17 protein-coding genes are annotated in these 17225 nt (G+C 69.1%); 10 read left to right on the top strand and 7 right to left on the bottom strand.

Translation table 11 applies throughout. The features are described from left to right. The first annotated feature begins 1 nt into the window (after position 1). The 8 genes from E0L93_RS04245 to E0L93_RS04210 all read left to right on the top strand — a co-directional run bounded on the left by E0L93_RS04245 (position 2) and on the right by E0L93_RS04210 (position 8194). Entirely contained in the window at positions 2-1954 is a 1953-nt protein-coding gene (locus E0L93_RS04245; RefSeq protein ID WP_132688944.1) for a V-type ATP synthase subunit I, read from the top strand. Between the two features lie 4 nt (positions 1955-1958). Further along, positions 1959-2174 (top strand): ATPase, encoded by a 216-nt coding sequence (locus E0L93_RS04240; protein ID WP_132688941.1) that lies wholly within the window; start codon positions 1959-1961, stop codon positions 2172-2174. A gap of 10 nt (positions 2175-2184) precedes the next feature. Continuing rightward, complete coding sequence (locus E0L93_RS04235) at positions 2185-2784, top strand: V-type ATP synthase subunit E family protein (protein ID WP_132688938.1); 600 nt, start codon at positions 2185-2187, stop codon at positions 2782-2784. Beyond that, positions 2781-3899 carry a V-type ATPase subunit gene (locus E0L93_RS04230; RefSeq protein WP_165874153.1) on the top strand — a complete coding sequence of 373 codons (1119 nt, stop codon included), beginning with the start codon at positions 2781-2783 and terminating at the stop codon, positions 3897-3899. Before E0L93_RS04235 ends, E0L93_RS04230 begins: the two co-directional genes overlap by 4 nt. Continuing rightward, positions 3896-4237, top strand: a complete 342-nt coding sequence (locus tag E0L93_RS04225) for a V-type ATP synthase subunit F (RefSeq protein WP_132688933.1) — start codon at positions 3896-3898, stop codon at positions 4235-4237. The genes E0L93_RS04230 and E0L93_RS04225 overlap by 4 nt, the downstream gene beginning before the upstream one ends. Positions 4238-4287: 50 nt before the next feature. After that, the gene (locus E0L93_RS04220; RefSeq protein ID WP_132689022.1) at positions 4288-6024 is read left to right on the top strand and encodes a V-type ATP synthase subunit A; all 1737 of its coding nucleotides are present in this window, start codon (positions 4288-4290) and stop codon (positions 6022-6024) included. Next, positions 6021-7421: a V-type ATP synthase subunit B gene (locus E0L93_RS04215; protein ID WP_132688930.1), complete on the top strand. Its 1401-nt coding sequence runs from the start codon at positions 6021-6023 to the stop codon at positions 7419-7421. The genes E0L93_RS04220 and E0L93_RS04215 overlap by 4 nt, the downstream gene beginning before the upstream one ends. 77 nt (positions 7422-7498) lie before the next feature. Further along, complete coding sequence (locus E0L93_RS04210) at positions 7499-8194, top strand: hypothetical protein (protein WP_132688927.1); 696 nt, start codon at positions 7499-7501, stop codon at positions 8192-8194. Between the two features lie 9 nt (positions 8195-8203). Here the strand turns inward: E0L93_RS04210 and E0L93_RS04205 are convergent, their stop codons facing one another. The 4 genes from E0L93_RS04205 to E0L93_RS04190 form a co-directional block, all read right to left on the bottom strand. Next, positions 8204-9148 (bottom strand): aldo/keto reductase, encoded by a 945-nt coding sequence (locus E0L93_RS04205; protein ID WP_132688924.1) that lies wholly within the window; start codon positions 9146-9148, stop codon positions 8204-8206. Between the two features lies 1 nt (position 9149). Beyond that, positions 9150-9668, bottom strand: coding sequence for a cyclic nucleotide-binding domain-containing protein (locus tag E0L93_RS04200; RefSeq protein WP_132688921.1), 519 nt, complete (start codon positions 9666-9668; stop codon positions 9150-9152). Between the two features lie 10 nt (positions 9669-9678). After that, positions 9679-10206 carry a cyclic nucleotide-binding domain-containing protein gene (locus E0L93_RS04195; RefSeq protein WP_165874152.1) on the bottom strand — a complete coding sequence of 176 codons (528 nt, stop codon included), beginning with the start codon at positions 10204-10206 and terminating at the stop codon, positions 9679-9681. Positions 10207-10273: 67 nt separating this feature from the next. Further along, positions 10274-12043: a S9 family peptidase gene (locus E0L93_RS04190; protein WP_132688916.1), complete on the bottom strand. Its 1770-nt coding sequence runs from the start codon at positions 12041-12043 to the stop codon at positions 10274-10276. 162 nt (positions 12044-12205) lie between these two features. On the opposite strand from E0L93_RS04190, the gene E0L93_RS04185 reads away from it, so the two are divergent. Continuing rightward, entirely contained in the window at positions 12206-12577 is a 372-nt protein-coding gene (locus E0L93_RS04185) for an ArsR/SmtB family transcription factor (protein ID WP_132688913.1), read from the top strand. Between the two features lie 8 nt (positions 12578-12585). On the opposite strand, the gene E0L93_RS04180 is transcribed toward E0L93_RS04185, so the two are convergent. The 3 genes from E0L93_RS04180 to E0L93_RS04170 form a co-directional block, all read right to left on the bottom strand. Further along, entirely contained in the window at positions 12586-13485 is a 900-nt protein-coding gene (locus E0L93_RS04180) for a mechanosensitive ion channel family protein (protein WP_132688911.1), read from the bottom strand. A gap of 81 nt (positions 13486-13566) precedes the next feature. After that, on the bottom strand, positions 13567-15639 hold the full coding sequence (ppk1, locus tag E0L93_RS04175) for a polyphosphate kinase 1 (protein WP_132688908.1): 2073 nt from the start codon (positions 15637-15639) through the stop codon (positions 13567-13569). After that, entirely contained in the window at positions 15624-16529 is a 906-nt protein-coding gene (locus tag E0L93_RS04170) for a Ppx/GppA phosphatase family protein (RefSeq protein ID WP_165874151.1), read from the bottom strand. The genes ppk1 and E0L93_RS04170 overlap by 16 nt, the downstream gene beginning before the upstream one ends. Positions 16530-16667: 138 nt before the next feature. On the opposite strand from E0L93_RS04170, the gene E0L93_RS04165 reads away from it, so the two are divergent. Continuing rightward, the gene (locus E0L93_RS04165) at positions 16668-17186 is read left to right on the top strand and encodes a (2Fe-2S) ferredoxin domain-containing protein (protein ID WP_132688902.1); all 519 of its coding nucleotides are present in this window, start codon (positions 16668-16670) and stop codon (positions 17184-17186) included. Positions 17187-17225: the final 39 nt, after the last annotated feature.

Here is a 17225-nt window from a genome sequence, read left to right as displayed (position 1 = left end):
CGTGCTCGTCCCGATGGCGAAGGTCCGCATTATCGGGCCTCAGCGGGAACTCGAGAGCACGCTGGAAGAGCTGCACCGGATGGAGCTGGTGCAGCTCGCGGACGTGCGCAGCGACGAGGAGTTCGAGGTCGAGCCGCTGGCCGGGGACGAGAAGCACGGCCGGCGGGCGGACGAGCTGCGGGTCCTGATCGCCGAGCTGGAAGCCCTGCTGGGCCTGATGGGAAACGGGCACGAGGACCGCACGGATCGGGTCCCCGGCTGGGTGGATACGGACGAGATCCGGAAACAGTTGGAGGAGATCTCGCCGCGGGTCGAGAAGCTCACCCGGCGTCTGGACGACCTCAGAAACGAGCAGGTCATCCTCCCGCGCTATCTCAGGCCGCTGGAGCACCTACTCCCGCTGATGCCCGAGCTCGCCCGGCTGGAGGACCGCAACCCAGACCTGCTGCGCCTCGACACGGTCGCGCTCGTCCTGAACACCGAGGATGAGGGCGTTGTGGAGGCGCTGCGGCGGGAGCTGGACGCCCGGCTGGACGGCCGCTTCGAGCTGGCCCACGAGACCATCGAAGAGGGCGCTATAGGATGCGTGCTGGTCTTCCACCACGACGATGCCGCGGCGGTGCGCGAGCTGCTCGGCGAGGAGCAGATCCGGCCCACCAGGCTCCCCGAGGAGTACGAACACCTCTCGCTGCACGGCACGGTCCTCGCGATGCGGAAACGGTTGGACGAGATCCCGGGCGAGATCTCCGCGACCAGGGAGGAGCTGCGCGCTCTGCTCAGACCCTACAAGCGGGAGTGGAGCGTGCTGCTCTCCGAGCTGCGGGCCGAGCTGGAGCAACTGGAGGCGGTGGAGCGCGCCGGAGGCACGCGCCGGGCGTTCGTCATCGCCGGGTGGGTGCCCGCGCACCGGCTCGGCTCCCTGCGCAGTACTCTCGAAGAGAACGTGGGGCCCGAGGTCGTCGTCGAGGAGCTGCCCGCCGACCCCCGGGACGAGAAGACGCCCGTTCTGATGCGCAACCCGGCCGTTGCCCGTCCCTTCGAGTCGCTGGTGCGCCTGCTGGATCTGCCCAGGCCCGGGACGCTCGATCCCACCGGGCTCATGGCGCTCTTTTTACCCTTCATGTTCGGGGTCATCGTCGGGGACGTGGTCTACGGACTGGTGCTGCTCGGGATCGCGCTCTGGATGAAGCGGCGGTTTACGGAGCCGGGGACCCTCAGGGATCTGGCCTCGGTACTGATAGTAGGCTCGGTGTGGTCGATAATCTTCGGGTTCATCTACGGGGAGGCCCTCGGCAATCTGGCCCGCCGGCTGCTCGGCTACGACTGGTCGCTGTGGACCTACCGGCCCGAGGCTCTGACACCGGTCCTGATCTTCGGCATAGCCGTGGGGGTCACGCACGTTGTGCTCGGGCTGCTCCTGGGGATCTGGCAGAGCTGGCAGGAGCGCCACCGCGGTGAGCTGCTGGAGAGGGCCGGGACCCTGGTGGTGATAGCCGGTCTGCTCGCCCTGGCAGGCCTCGCGGCCGGCCTGGTGCCCGACGGCGCCATCACCCCGGCGGTGGCGGTGGTGATCGTGGGGCTGGTCATCGTTATGGTGTCGCAAGGGAAGCTGGGCCTGATGACCGGGCCGCTGGAGCTGATCGGAGCCGTGGGCAACGTGCTCTCGTACCTGCGGCTCGCGGCCGTGGGGTTCGCCTCGGCCTACCTCGCCATCGTGGCCAACGAGTTTGCCTTCGTGGCGCCGCTCTGGATCGGGGTCGTGGTAGCGGCGTTCTTCCACGCGCTCAACCTGGCGCTCGCCGCCTTCAGCCCCATGGTCCAGTCTCTGCGGCTCCACTACGTGGAGTTCTTCACCAAGTTCTACGCCGGAGGCGGCCGGCCGTTCACGCCCTTCGGGGCGCGCCTGGCCGGGTCTCCGGAGTCCGTAAGGTCAACGAGCGAAGGAAAGGAGTGAAGCAGTGGAAGTCGGACTTATCGCCATAGGGGCCGGCATAGCCATCGGCCTCTCGGCCATCGCCACGGGTCTGGCCCAGAGCCGCATCGGAGCCGCGGCGATGGGCGCCATCGCGGAGAAGCCGGAGCTCACGGGACGGGCGATCCTGCTCATCGCCATCCCCGAGACCCTGGTGATCCTGGGTTTCGCCGTGGCGGCCATGGTCATCCTCCTCCTGTAGGAGGGCGACCTTGAGCCCGCTGGAGAACCTGCTGGCCTCCATCGAGGCCGAAGCGAGACGGGAGAACGAACACCTCGAAGCCGAGAGCCGGGCCGAGGCCGAGGAGATTCTCGCCCGGGCTCGCGAGAGAGCCCGGGCGGTGCGGGAGGAGGTGCTGCCGCCGCGCGAGGCCGAGGCCCGGGCCGAGGCCGAGCGCCGCGTCGCCGGCGCCCGTCTGGAGGCGTCACGCATCGTGCACGGCTCGCGCGAAGAGGCACTGGAGCGGCTCCTGGAGGAGGTGCGCTCCCGCCTCGCCGCCCTGCGCGGCACGCCAGCCTACCGCACCGCGTTCCGCACCCTGCTCCGGGAGGGCCTCGCTGCCCTCCCGGAGGCCCGGGTGCTGCGCGTGGACCCGCGCGATGAGGCCCTGGCCACCGAGCTGGCGCGGGAGACCGGCGCGGAACTTGCCGTCGAGACCTCGCACGAGGAGACGCTCGGCGGACCGGTGCTGGAGAGCGGCGACGGCCGCGTGGTGCGCAACACCTTCGAGGAGCGCCTGGCCAATGCCGAACCCCGCCTCAGGCTCTGGTACGCCCGCCGGCTCGCGGAGATCACCGGGGAGGGGCATTGAGGCTGCTATCCTCGGGCGCAGACTTCACCTACGGCAACACGCGCCTGCGGGTGCGCAAGGCCGGGCTTCTGCACCGTTCAGATTACGAAGCGCTGCTCGGCAAGGACGTGGACGGCATTCTGGGGGCGCTCGCCTCCACCCCCTACGGTCCGGAGGTGGAGGCTGCGATCACCCGGCAGCGCGGCGCGCGGCGGGTGCACGAAGCCGTGCGCCGTCACTTCGCCCGGGCACTAGAGGAGATGCGCTCCTTCTACGACGGGAGCGCGCGGGAGCTTGTGGACCTGCTGCTCTCCCGCTGGGACCTGCACAACGCTCTCACGCTCCTGCGCGGGGTCGCCACGCGGTCGGACCCCGAGGAGACGCCGGCATACGTCTTCCCGATGGGGAGCCTGAACGACGCGCTGGTGCGCGAGGTAGCCCGCCAGAGCGAGCTGGCCGCAGCGGTTCAGCTGCTCGTCCGCTGGCAGCTGCCCGACTGGGACACGGCACGCACCCTGCGGCGCGCCTGGCCCGAGTATGAGCGCACCGAGGACTTCGCCGCACTGGAGCACCGGGTCACTGCGGGCTGGGCCCGCCGGACCTCGGACGCTCTGGAGAGCCTGAGACCCGGGAGCGAGGCTCTGCAACGCCTCTTCGGCCGGGAGATAGCGGAGCGCAACCTGCTCACCGCGCTGCGGCTGCGCGAGGCCCTTGCCCGCGGCGAGATAGAGCGGCTGCCGCAGCCGGGCGACCTCGAGGTCTACCTGCCGGGCGGGGCCGTCCGGCCCGAGTCGCTCGACGAGGCCATCCGGCGGCCCGACGCCGCGGGAGTGGCCGCCGCGCTCGCCGAGGCCGGTCCGGGCGCATGGCAAGAGCCGCTGGAGCGCTGGGGGCAGGATCAGAACCTGGCCGGGCTGCAGCACGAGCTGGAGACCCGCCGGCTGCGGGATGCCACCGCCCTGTTCCTCCGGGGCGATCAGCTCGGGATAGATCTGCCCGTGGCGTACGCCGCGGCCAAGCAGATCGAGGCGCATAACCTGCGCCTTCTGGCGGAGGGTGCGGCCCGCAACCTCTCTCCCGAGAGGGTCCGGAAGCGCATGATCCTCCCCGAGAGCGGTGAGGCAGGAGCGGAATGAGGCTCGTGGTGCTCACGACCCCGGACCTCGCCCTCGGCTACCGGCTCGCCGGGGCCTCGACCGTTGCGGTGAGCTCCCCGGAGGAGACCGCCGCAAAGCTGCGGGAGCTGGTGGACGAACGCGGCGAGCGCGGCGTCATAGCCGTGCACGAACCGTACCACGCGCGCCTCGACCGCAAGCTGCTTCGCAGGCTCGACGAGACGACCGAACCGCTCGTCGTGCCGCTCCCGGCCGGAGAGGGCGCGGAGGCCGGAAGAGAGCGCAAGCGGCGGCTCGCCCGGATGCTCTGGCAGGCCGTGGGCTACGAGATAACCTTCGAAGGAGGTGCTGAGCAGTGACGGAAGTAAGGGCCGGCGAGGCTCCGGCCAGAGGCGAGACGAACGCCGGCATGATCCGGCGCGTCGCCGGTCCGGTGGTGGTCGCCACGGGGCTGGAGGACGCGCGCCTGTACAATGTCGTGCTCGTCGGGGAGGAGGAGCTTCCCGGGGAGGTGATCCGGCTCGACGGCGGGCGCGCCGTGATTCAGGTCTACGAGAGCACCTCGGGCCTCAGGGTCGGGGAGCCGGCCCGCGATACGGGCGCCCCGCTGCAGGTCGAGCTGGGGCCGGGTCTTTTGGGCAACATCTACGACGGCATCCAGCGCCCCCTGCCGGCGCTGGCCGCCCGGAACGGCGACCCCTACGGCAACCCCGCCATCGGGCGCGGGGCCTCGGTCCCCGCCCTCGACCGCGAGCGCCTCTGGGAGTTCGTCCCCGCCGTCTCCCCCGGCGACGAGGTAGAGCCCGGCGCGCTGCTCGGCACCGTGCAGGAGACCGACGCCCTGACCCACAAGGTGCTCGCACCGACCGGCGTCTCGGGGACCGTAACGGAGGTAAACGAGGGCTCCGTGCGGGTGGAGGACCCGGTGGTATGGGTGGAGGGCGAGCCGGTCGCGATGCTGCAGCGCTGGCCGGTGCGCGAGCCGCGCCCGGCGGCCCGCAAGCTCGACCCGGAGGTCCCGCTGGTGACCGGCCAGCGCGCCGTGGACACGCTCTTTCCGGTGGCGCGCGGGGGTTCTGCAACCATCCCGGGCGGATTCGGGACCGGCAAGACGGTGCTGGAGCAGTCGCTGGCCAAGTGGGCACACGCGGACGTCGTCATCTACGTCGGCTGCGGCGAACGCGGCAACGAGCTGACCGAGGTTCTGGAGGAGTTCCCGGAGCTCACCGACCCCAAGACCGGTTCGCCGCTGATGCAGCGCACCGTCCTGATCGCCAACACCTCCAACATGCCGGTGGCCGCGCGCGAGGCCTCGATCTACACCGGCATCACGCTCGCCGAGTATTTCCGGGATCAGGGCTACGACGTGGCGCTGATGGCCGACTCCACCAGCCGCTGGGGCGAGGCGTTGCGCGAGGTCTCGGGCCGCCTGGAGGAGATGCCCGCAGAAGAAGGCTACCCGGCCTACCTCTCGACCCGCCTGGCCGAGTTCTACGAGCGCGCCGGTTCGGTGGCGTGCCTGGGGCGGGAGCAGGAGACGGGCTCGGTCACGGTCGTGGGCGCCGTCTCGCCGCCCGGCGGGGACTTCTCCGAGCCGATCACCCAGCACAGCCTCAGGCTGGCCGGGACGTTCTGGGCGCTGGACACCTCGCTGGCACGCAGCCGCCACTTCCCGGCCATCAACTGGAACACCAGCTACACCCTCTACGATCTGGACGGGTGGTTCAACCGGGAGGTGCGGGAGAGCTGGTCCGAACAGCGCGCCTGGGCACGCAGCCTCCTGCAGGAGGAGAGCTCGCTTCTGGACATCGTGCAGCTCCTGGGCGCGGACTCGCTGGCCCCGCCCCAGAGGGTGGTGCTCGCGACCGGGCGGCTGCTGCGCGAGGACTTCCTGCAGCAGAACGCCTTCGATGAGGTGGACGCGTACTGCTCCCTGCCCAAGCAGCATGCGATGCTCGGTGTGATCCGGGCCGCTCACGAGGCCATGTCCGAGGCCGTGGAGCGCGGGGTGTCGGCCGAGGCGGCCTCTTCGGTCTCATCTCTCTCTGAGATCTCGCGCATGCGCTACTGGACGGACGAGGAGGTGGAGCAGAGGGCCGGCCCCTTGGCCGAACGCATACGAGAAGAGGTAGGTGAGCTGCAATGAACGGCCGCATCACAACGGCGGACGGGCTCTTCGCCGTCGAGTACTGGACGGTCTCCTACATCTCGGGACCGCTGCTGGTGGCCGAGCGCGTCGGGGAGGTGGGCTACGACGAGCTCGTGGACGTCGTCACCCCGGCCGGGGAGACGCGCCGGGGACAGGTCCTGGAGGTCGAAGATGACAGGATGGTTGTGCAGGTTCTGGGTGGCACCCAGGGCCTCAACCGGCCCGGCACCAGTGTCAGGCCCCGCGGGGAGGTCGCGAAGATGGCCGTGGGCCAGAACCTCCTCGGGCGCATTCTGGACGGGTCGGGCGATCCCATAGACGGCGGCCCGCCCCTGAGCCCCGACGACTACCGGGACGTCAACGGCGAACCCCTCAACCCGTACGCCCGCGCCCATCCGGAGGACTTCATAGAGACGGGGGTTTCGGCCATAGACGGGTTGAACACCCTCGTGCGCGGCCAGAAGCTGCCCATCTTCTCCGGATTCGGGCTGCCGGCGATGGAGCTCGCGGCTCAGATCGCCGAGGGAGCCCGGGTACCCGGCGACGACGAGGGCTTCGTCGTGGTCTTCGCCGCCATCGGCGTCACCCAGCGCGAGGCGGCCTTCTTCCGGCGCCGCTTCGCCGGCAGCGCCGCGCTGGAGCGCTCGGTTCTCTTCCTCAACCTCGCAGATGACCCCACCATCGAGCGTCTGCTCACCCCGCGCGCCGCGCTCACGGTCGCCGAGCACCTCGCCTGGGAGGAGGGGCGGCACGTGCTCGTGATCCTGGCCGACGTGACCAACTACTGCGAAGCCCTGCGCGAGGTGTCGGCGGCACGGCGCGAGATCCCGGGAAGGCGCGGCTACCCGGGCTACATGTACACCGATCTGGCCTCCCTCTTCGAGCGGGCCGGGCGGGTGAGGGGCCGGCCGGGATCGGTGACGCAGCTTATGATCCTCTCGATGCCCGACGACGACGTGACCCACCCCATCCCGGATCTAACCGGCTACATAACTGAGGGCCAGATCGTGCTGTCCAGGGAGCTGGACCGGCGCGGCATCTACCCGCCGATCGACGTGCTCCCCTCCCTCTCCCGCCTGATGAACGAGGGGATCGGCGAGGGCAAGACGCGCGAAGACCACCGGGCCGTGGCAGACCAGCTCTACGCCTCCCTCTCGCGCGGCAAGGAGCTGCGGCGGCTGGTCTCCATCGTCGGGGAGGGGGCGCTCTCGGATGACGACCGCCGCTATCTGGCCTTCGCGGACAGGTTCGAGGAGCGGCTCGTGGGTCAGGGGGCGCGGCGGCGCTCCATCGAGGAGACGCTGGATCTCTCCTGGGAGCTTCTGGCGGACTTCCCGGAGAGCGAGCTTAAGAGGATCAAGCCCGAGATCATCGAGCGTTACCGGCCCTCTTAGCGGACCCGCAGCTTGTTTTTCCCGCGGACATGTGGGTAGATTCTTAAGTGCAGATCGGCTGCGGGAAAGGAGAGAGCATGGACGAGCGCAGCGCGGAGAGGATGACCGAAGCGGCCCGAAGGATGGCCGGCATGAGCTCGGAGGCGGCGCAGGAGTTCGTGAACCTCGCGCTTGCGGCCCAGGAGCGCAACACGAAGCTGGCCCAGAGCTGGGTAGAGAACGTGATCGAGTCCTTCAAGGCTCAGGCGGAGACGAACCGGGCGCTGACGCGCAGCATGGAGTCTTACGTGAAGGTGGTCGAGGAGGCGATCAAGCGGCAGGAGGAGACCACCCGGGCGCTGACCGAGAGCCTGAACGCCTACCGGACTGTGGTGGAGAACGCCAACGAGGCCCAGGAGCGCAACACGAAGCTGGCCCAGGACTGGATCGAGACCGTGGTCGCGACCCTGAGGGACCAGGCCGAGGCCACCCGGTCCCTGCTGGTAGAGGCTCCCCGGGAGCAGATGGAGGCGTTCCAGAACCTGGCCCGGGAATCGGTGAAGGCGTATATGGACTTGCTGAGCGCCCCGTTCGCCCTCTACCAGGAGGGCGTGCGGGCGGTGACGAGCTCGGTTCTGCCGATCAGGAACTACGACGAGCTGAACGTGGAGGAGATCAAGGGCCGCCTCGAGGGCCTCTCCCCGGCCGAGATCTCGACCCTGAGGGCTTACGAAGTTCAGACCAAGAACCGCGAGAGCCTCCTCGAGGAGTACGACCGGCGCCTGAGGGGATAGCCACGCTCCTCACAGGGCGCGCGTGGCGCGTTCCAGGCGGTGGAACTCATCCTCGCTCATCCGCCAGCCGAGCGCGCCCGCGTTCTCGCGCGCCTGACGCTCGTTCTTGGCCCCCGGGATGGGCAGGACCCCGTCCCGCATCGCCAGCCAGTTGAGCGCGACCTGCGCGGGCGTTCTGCCGCCGTGCGCCTCCCCCACACGGCGCAGCAGATCCACCACCGGCCGGATGCGCTCCAGCCCTTTCCGCCGGAAACGGCGGTCTAGCCGCCGCAGACCCCCGGCGGCCCTGACGCCCGGGCGGTACTTGCCGGTTAGCAGCCCCTGGGCGAGCGGACTGTAGGCGATGAGGACCGCGCCGAGCTCGCGGCAGGCGTCCAGCACGCCGTTGCGCTCCGGGGCGCGGTGCAGCAGGCTGTAGTGCACCTGATTGGAGGCGAGCGGAATGCCGTGACGCTCCAGTCGGCGGGCGGCCCGGAACATCTGGCCGGCGCCGTAGTTACTCACCCCCACGTTGCGCACCCAGCCCCGCTTGACGGCTTCGGCGAGCGCATCCATCAGCCGCTCTATGCTGAGCAGGGGGCTGGGGAAGTGCACCTGGTAGAGGTCTACGGTCTCGATGCCGAGGCGTTCCCGGCTCCCTTGGACGGCCTTCAGCAGCGACCGGGCCCCCAAGCGGTAGGGCAGCGGAGCGAACTTCGTGGCGACTACCACCTCCTCACCGCTCTTCCGGATCAGGCGCCCCAGGATGCGCTCGGAGGCCCCGCTGCCGTAGATCTCGGCCGTATCGAAGAGCGTGATCCCGGCCTCCAGGCTCGTCCGGAAGGCCGCCTCCAGATCGCGCTCGTCGTAGTCCCCGCCATAGCCCCAGAGGCGCTTCGTGCCCCAGGCCCAGGTGCCGACGCCGAGCGGCACCACCCTCAGGTCTCCCAGCCGCACCTCCGCGGAGCTCACCATCTCAGAACCACTCGTCGGCGAGGCGGTCACGGAAGACGCCAGCGTCCCGCGTGAGACGGGCCTCGTCAAGGTCGGAGATCACAGCCGAGAGCTTCTCGTTGGTGCGGGCCATGCGCTCGGCGAGAAGCTCGCCGATGCGGTAGACGACTTTGTAGGCGGCGGTCGAGCCGCCCTCCAGCAGCCGCAGAAACTCCGCGTGTGCGATGCGCCGGGCCTCCACCGGCGTGCGGGCGAGGACGCTCGCGGCGGCCCGCGGCTCGGTCAGCAGCCCCATCTCCCCGATCAGGGTCGGAGCCTCCATCACGGCGAGCCTTTGGCGGCGGAGGCCGGAGACACTCTTTAGGACCTCGACCGTGCCGGAGACCACCACGTAGAGGTGCTCCTCGGGGCCGGCCTCGTAGAAGATCTCTTCCCCGGCGCGGAAGCGGACCGGTTCGAAGCGCGCCTCCAGCTCGGCGCGCTCCTCCGGGGTAAGGGAGGGAAAGAGCCCCGTCTCTTCCAGCGTGCGGGCAGCGCTCATGCCACTCCTCCTAGACGGACCACTCGGTTATGAGCCGGTCCCTGAAGACCTCCAGCTCGGCGTCCTGCGGCCGGTCTTCCAGCCGGCGGATGGCGCGTGCGGCCTCCTCGTCGAGCTGAACGAGCCGGCGGGCCAGCGTGCGCGAGATCCGGTAGGCGAGCTCGTACGCCGCCGGGTGACCGGCCTCGATCATGCGGCGGAAGACTTGCCGCGGGATCCTCACCGCCTCCACCGCATCCACCGCCCGCACCGTGGCCGAGGCCGGGCTCGGTCTCAGGAGACCGCGCTCTCCGACGACGGCGCCGCCGTCGTCCGCGTCTATGGCGGCCAGCCGCTCCTCCACACCGCCCCGGACGCGCCTGTACACCTCGGCCCTCCCGGAGAGCAGCACGTACATGGAGTCCGGCTCGGTGCCCTCTTCTATGATAGCCTCTCCGGGGCTGAAACGGACCTCCTCCGAGGCGGCCGCGAACTCCGCGCGCCCCTCGTCGCCGAGCGATTCGAAGAGGCCGATCTCCTTCAGTCGGTCGCCGGTCAAGATGTCTCACCCACCCGGGATCTTCCGCACCTTCTCGGCTCCTAATCTATCACGCCTCCGGGGGCAGTCAAAACCCGCCGGCCAGATACCGGTCCAGGAACGAGACTATCTTCGGGTAGGCGTCCAGGCGGTTCTTGAGCTTGGCCAGACCGTGCCCCTCGTCCTCGTAGAGGAGGTACTCGACCACGCCGCCGTTCTTCCGCACCCGCTCCACGATCTGCTCCGCCTCCCCCACCGGGACGCGGGGATCGTTCTTGCCGTGGATGACCATGAGCGGGGCCCTTATCTTGTGAGCTTTGTGGATCGGGCTGATGGACTTTAGAAACTCCCGATCGCGCTCCAGGGAGCCGTACTCGGCCTCGCGCAGCTTCCGGCGGTAGCTGCCGGTGTTCTGCAGGAAGGTGACCATGTTGGCGATGCCCACGATGTCCACTCCGGCGGTCCAGAGCTCCGGATACTCGGTGAGCGCGGCGAGCACCATGAACCCACCGTAGGATCCGCCCATGACGGCGATGCGCTCGTACCCCTGCCCGCGGAGCCAGTAAGCACAGTGTGCCAGATCCCTTACCGAGTCCATCCGCAGGTAGACGTCGTCGAGATGCGTGTAGGCCTTGCCGTAGCCGGTGGAGCCGCGCACGTTGGGCGCGAAGACGGCGTAGCCGCGGTGCAGGAGGTACTGCGTGACCGGCGCGAAGAGCGGCCGGGCCTGAGCCTCCGGGCCGCCGTGCACGTTCACCACCACGGGAGCGTTCCGGCCGTTCTCCGGGGTGTAGAAGAGGGCCGGGATCTCACGCCCGTCGAAGGTCGGGTAGCGCACGAGCTCGGGCCGCCGGAAGGTATGCCGCGGGATGCCCGCCGTCGCCGAGCGCGTGAGGCGCGCCGGTTCGCCGTCCGGGAGGTCCACCAGCCACACGTCCGGATTGCGGTCCGGGCCGTTGAGCGTGAAGGCGAGACGCCGGCCGTCCGGCGAGTACTCAAAACCGGAGAGCACACCCCCGGGCACCGCCGGATCGGGAAGCCGCCGGCCTCTGCCGCTGAATAGCATGGGGTCCGAGTAGCCCTCCACGTTGCGGGCGGCGAGCAGGTATCCGCCGTCCCGCGAGAGCCTCACGCTCTCCACGTCCCACTCGTCCGGGGTGAGGTACTCGATCTCCAGCGACTCCAGGTCCAGACGCGCCAGGCGCAGGAAGTCCCCGTCCCGGTCGGTGGCCAGGTAGGCGTGCTTCCCGTCTGGCGTCACGTTAACCGCGTGGAAGCGGGCGTCACCCTCGTGCGGAGTGAGGTGCGCGGCCTCGCCGGTGGAGAGGTCCAGGCGGTAGAGATCGTTGTCCAGATTGGAGGAGTGGCGGGAGACGATGAGGAAGCTCCCGTCCGGCGACCAGCCGGCGACGGTATGGTACCCGGAGACCTCCCACACCGGCTCGGGATCGGCGGTAACGTCCTGCACGTACACGTCGAAGTCCGTGCCGTTGCGCCGGGTAGCCGTGAAGGCGATCCGGCTCCCGTCAGGCGACCAGCCGCCGAAGTAGTGGATGGCGTCCGGCCTCCGGGTGAGATCTCGAACCTCCCCGTCCTCCAGCAGGAAGATCTGCATCCGCTCGTTCCCGCCGGCGTCCATGCTGAAGACGAGCCGGTCGTCCACCGGCGAGTACTCGACCCCGGCCACCGGCTCGTCGTAGAAGGTCAGCTGGTCCGGCCAGCCGCCGGCCGCGGCCACCTCCCACACCTGAGGAACGCCGGTGATGTCCGTCAGGAAGGCCACCCGGCGGCCGTCCGGCGACCAGGACGCTCCGTAGGCGGACCGGATCTTGAGGTACCGGGAGAAATCGTAGGTCACGCTTCGGCTCCTTCTCTGGCTTCCCGGAGGGAGATTAAATCATACGGCAGGGGACCGGCCGCGAACGGAACACGTGCCTATCCCGGTACAGTTCGGGTAGTATATCTGTAATAGAAGATTCATACCGTCTGGGATCGGGCGTACTGCGAGAGGAGCGCCGGAATGCAGGAGAAGATGAAGCTGCCGCTGGATGACATACCCGTCGGCCGGACCAGCAGAGAGGTGCGGATTCTGGCCCGGCTCTTCGACGGTTTCGCAAACGCGACCCGGCTCTCCATCCTGCTGCTGCTCGCGCGCGAGGGCGAGATGCGCGTGGGCGATCTGGTCGAGCAGGTGGGAGCGCCGCAGCCGCGCGTCTCGGATCACCTGCGATCTCTGGCACAGTGCGGCTTCGTCCAGGCGCGGCGCGAGGGGCGTCACGCCTACTACTCCATAACCGACTGGCGGGTTCTGGAGGTGCTGAGGCTCGCCCACAACGGGCTGCAGGAATACCGGGAGGAGCTGATCGCCTGCGACGTGCTGCAGGACCGCTAGAGACGGCCTCACCCGGCGGGGCGTCCGGATCCGTCCGGGCCTTCCGAAGCGCTGTAATAGAAGACCTTCTGATGGGGCCAGGGAATCTCGATGCCCTCGCGGTCGAAGGCGACCTTGATCCGCCGCCGCAGTTCGCGGGTGATGCTCCACTTCTGGTCGGCGGCGGTCTTGCAGACCATCCGGATCGTTATCCCCGAGGCGCCGAAGGCCTCGACCCCCAGCACCTGCGGCTCCTCCAGCACGTGCGGGCCGAACTCCGGGTCCCGCATCAGCTCCCGGCCCACCTGCAGCAGGACCTCCCTCACCCGGTCGAGGTCTTCCTTGTAGGCCACCTCGACATCCACCAGAGCCTGGCTGTACTCCTTGGTGATGTTCGAGACCATCTCGATGATCCCGTTGGGTATTATGTGCGTAGCCCCTTCTAGATCGCGCAGCGTCGTAGTGCGCAGCCCCACGTGCGTCACCACCCCGGCGACGCCGTTGATCTGCACCACGTCCCCCACGCTGTACTGGTTCTCCAGCAGGATGAAGAAGCCCGTGATCACGTCCCGCACCAGGTTCTGCGCCCCGAAGCCGACCGCGATGCCCACGATCCCGGCACCGGCCAGAAGCGGGGCGACGTTGTATCCGAACACCCCGAGCACCATGATGGTCGCGATGACGAGTATCACGACCAGGGAGGCCGCCCGAACTATACCGGCCAGCGTCGTGGCCCGCTTCTCCCGCTCCCGGCGGCTCAGTATGTCCCCGGCCTCTCCATTCCTAACCATATCCACGATACGGTGTGAGAGGGCCTTGATCAGCCAGTAGAGGCCGAAGGCCCCCACGATTATGAGGGCGGCCCGCAGCCCTGCCTGCACGAAAGGCTCCGCCGCAACGTCCCGGATCATGGAGATAAGCTCAGTCATCCTGAAGCGCCCGCCTCCTCAGAGAACCGACTGCAGCGCAAACGTAGCAGACCGGCGCGCCGGTTTCAAAGCGAAGACCCGCTAGACGGGCTCTTCCAGCAGGAGTGCCTGGCTGTCCAGCGGCTCCTTCCCCTCCTCCGGCCGGAGCCGCTCGTAGGAGCCATCGGGCCCGAGCTCCCAGGCGTTGGCGGTGTCGGAGAGCTGGAGCTGCAGGATGCGCCGGACCTTCCGCCGGCTAGCCTCATCCCGCAGGGGGAAGATGATCTCCACCCGGCGGTCCAGATTGCGCTCCATCAGGTCGGCGCTGCCGAGATAGATCTCCTCGTCCTCCCCCGCCCCGAAGACGTAAGCCCGGGCGTGCTCCAGAAAGCGGCCCACGAGCGAGACCACCCGGATGTTCTCGCTCACCCCGGGAATGCCGGGCTTAAGACAGCAGGTCCCGCGCACGATCAGATCTATCCGCACCCCGGCTCGCGAAGCCCGGTAGAGGGCCCGGATCATCTCCGGGTCGGTGAGCTGGTTTATCTTGCAGACGATGCGGGCGGGCCTGCCGCCCGCGGCCTTCTCCGCCTCGCGCTCTATCATCTGCAGGAGCCGCCGCCGCATCCGGCCCGGTGCGACGAGCAGCTTGCGGTACTCCTCCTGCTCGGAGTAGCCGGTCAGGGAGTTGAAGAGGTCCGTGCCGTCCTCGCCCAGATCCGGGTCGGCGGTAAAATACGAGAAGTCCGTGTAGGCGCGCGCGGTCGAGGGGTTGTAGTTGCCGGTCCCCAGATGCAGATAGCGCCGCAGCCCGCCCTCCTCCCGGCGCACGAGCAGACAGATCTTGGCGTGCGTCTTGAGCCCTACGATGCCGTAGGCCACGTGCACGCCCCTGGCCTCCAGCTGCCGCGCCCACCCGATGTTCGGCTCCTCATCGAAGCGGGCCTTCAGCTCCACGAGCACCGCCACCTGCGTGCGCTCGTCCCGCGCCTCCAGCAGAGCCTCAATGATCGGAGAGTTCGTGCCGACCCGGTAGAGGGTCTGCTTGATGGCCAGCACCCCGCCGTCCGTCGCACCGGCCCGCACGAAGTCCACCACCGGAGCGAAAGAGTCGTACGGATGGTAGAGCAGGATGTCCCCCTGCCGGATGGAAGCGAAGATGGACCGGCCCTTCTTGAACTCCTCCGGGATACGGGGCGCGATGGGCGGGTAGAGCAGATCCGGCCGGCTGGCGTGCGTCAGCTCCTCCAGATCCGCAAGCCCCAGCGGCTCCTCGACGGCGAAGATGGCGCTGTGATCGACCCCCAGATGCCCGGCCAGCCACTCGCGCAGCTCCCCCGGCATCTCCCCGGTAACCACCAGCCGCACGCTCTGCCCGAACTGCCGCTGGCCGAGCTCGTCCTCCACCGCCCGCAGAAGATCCGCGGCCTCGTCTTCCTGGATTACGAGGTCCGCGTTGCGCACCACCTGGAAGACGTAGCTGGCGACTATCTCCTTTCCCGGGAAGAGCTCGTCCAGATTCGCCGCCACCACCTCCTCCAGCCGCACCAGGTTCACCTCGTGGTGCTGCCCCGGCTCCGGCGGCTCCTGCGGCGGCGAGATCCGCAGGAAACGCTTGAGGGTGTTGGGCACCTTGAGCCGGGCGAGCACCTCCCGCCCCCGGTCCCGGATGACGACGAGCAGGTTGAGCGAGAGGTTGGAGATGTGCGGGAACGGGTGCGCCGGGTCTATGGCCAGCGGGGTGAGGATGGGCAGGATCTCGCGCTCGAACTCCCGGCGCAGTTCCTCCTTCTCCCGGCGGTCGAGCCGGTTGTAGGGGACGATCCGGATCCCCTCCCCTTCCAGCTCGGGCAGCAGCTCCTCCCGCAGTATCCGGCGCTGCTCAGCGAAGAAGGCCCGGGTGTGGACCTGGATCTGGGCGAGCTGCTCCTCCGGCGACATCCCGTCCGGGACGGGGTTGGGACGCTCGGAGGCGAGCTGCTGCTGCAGTCCCGCCACCCGGATCATGAAGAACTCATCCAGATTGGTCTCCGAGATGGCCACGAACCGTACCCGCTCCAGCAGGGGATGCCGCCGCTCCCGGGCCTGATGCAGCACCCGGTCGTTGAACTGCAGCCACGAGAGCTCCCGGTTTATGTACAGCTCCGGCTCCGTAAGCCTTATTCCGGTCTCCAACCCCGCACCTCGCCGTTCATGGCCGCCGTCAGCAGAACCCCCTCCCTCACCCCTCCGCGCACTACCGTGAAGTGCGGCAGCCCGAACCTCTCCAGCACCGCACCCAACGTCGCGGCCGCCGCCGGAAGCACCCGGGCCCGTACCGGGCTCAGCCCCCGCTCCCGCGCGTACACCGCCGCCGTTCGCTCCCCGACCTCGGCCGCCACCTCGCCCAGAGCCTCCGGCGTGAGCGGGTTGGGCTTGCTCTTGAGCATGGCCCGCGCCGAGCCCCCGACCGCGAGCGCGACCGTGCCCTCCGGCAGCTCCCAGTCCGGCAGCGCCGCCAGCACGTGCTCCCGTACCCGCTCCAGCTCCTCCCGGCGGGCGGTCTCCCCGGTAACGAAACGCTCGGTGATGCGGCCGGTGCCCAGCGGTAGCGAGACCCGGCACTCCGGTCCTTCGATGCCGCCGAAGATGAACTGCGCCGAACCTCCCCCGAGATCCACCACCAGCACCGGAGCCCCCGGCTCCAACCTCACCGCGGACATCGCCCCGCGGAACCCCAGTACGGCCTCCTCCTCACCCGAGAGCAACCGCACCTCCAGCCCGCTGAGCACCTGGACGGCCCGGATCAGCTCCCGCCCGTTCACCGCCTCCCGCACCGCGCTGGTGGCGACGATCTCCGGCCGCACGGCCCCGTGCAGAGCCGAGATCCGGGCGAAGAGGTCTATGGCCGCCACCGCAATCTGCAGCCGAGACTCCTGGAGCCGCCCCGTCCTCTCAACCCCCTCCCCGAGCCGTACCGAGACCTTCTCGCTCGCCCGGGGTAACACCAGCCCCCCCTCCACCGTGCCCACCAGCAGGTGGATCGTGTTCGACCCCACGTCTATGACGGCCAGATGCTCGCCCAAAGCTCCCTCACGGCAGATGTGCGGCCTGAGATTAGCAGATCCGGGCCGGCCCCGGCAACGCAAATCCGCCTCCCCCGCAGCCGTTGTTGTATATTAGGGCCTGTTGCAAACGACTCTCAACAAGAAGCAGGAGGAGAGATGCGCCGGAGGGAGTTGATCTCCTGGCTGGAACGATTCGCCGGGCAGCTCCGGTCCGGGACGCTGCTGGTGGACGGGCGGCCTGTGCGGGCTCCGGAGGAGCTGCGGGCCAGGATCAAGAGCAAGGCCAAAAAGCGCCGCCGCAAGCTCAGCCTGAAGCTGGAGTGGGAGGAGGCAGGAGGCGTACAGAAACCGCTCGCTCCCCGGGAGGCTCCTGCGGAGCCTGCGCCCCCGCAGAACGGTGTGAAAGCGGGCGGCTACCGGGCGCACGTTCTGGTCTGCTGCGGCGGGGACTGCCGCAAGCGGGGCTCGAAGGAGCTGAAGAAGCTCTTCAAGCGCGAGTTCCGTTCGCGGGGCATGCGCCGGGTCAGGGTCAATGAGGTGGACTGCCTCGGGCTCTGCAAGCGCGGGCCCAACGCCGTCATCTACCCGGACGGCTCCTGGCACACGGGTGTCGGCCCCGGGCAGGTGCCCGGAATCGTGGCCCGGCACGTCTCGCGGGGCGAGACGGGGCCGTAGGAGGAAGCGCAGAACTTCCCCCTGCAATATAATTGCGGG

The sequence above is a fragment of the Rubrobacter taiwanensis genome, assembly GCF_004337705.1.
In the GTDB taxonomy this organism is placed as follows: Bacteria; Actinomycetota; Rubrobacteria; order Rubrobacterales; family Rubrobacteraceae; genus Rubrobacter_C; species Rubrobacter_C taiwanensis.
The sequence above is the reverse complement of the archived record's forward strand: the minus strand, read 5'-3'. Positions and strand labels throughout refer to the sequence as shown.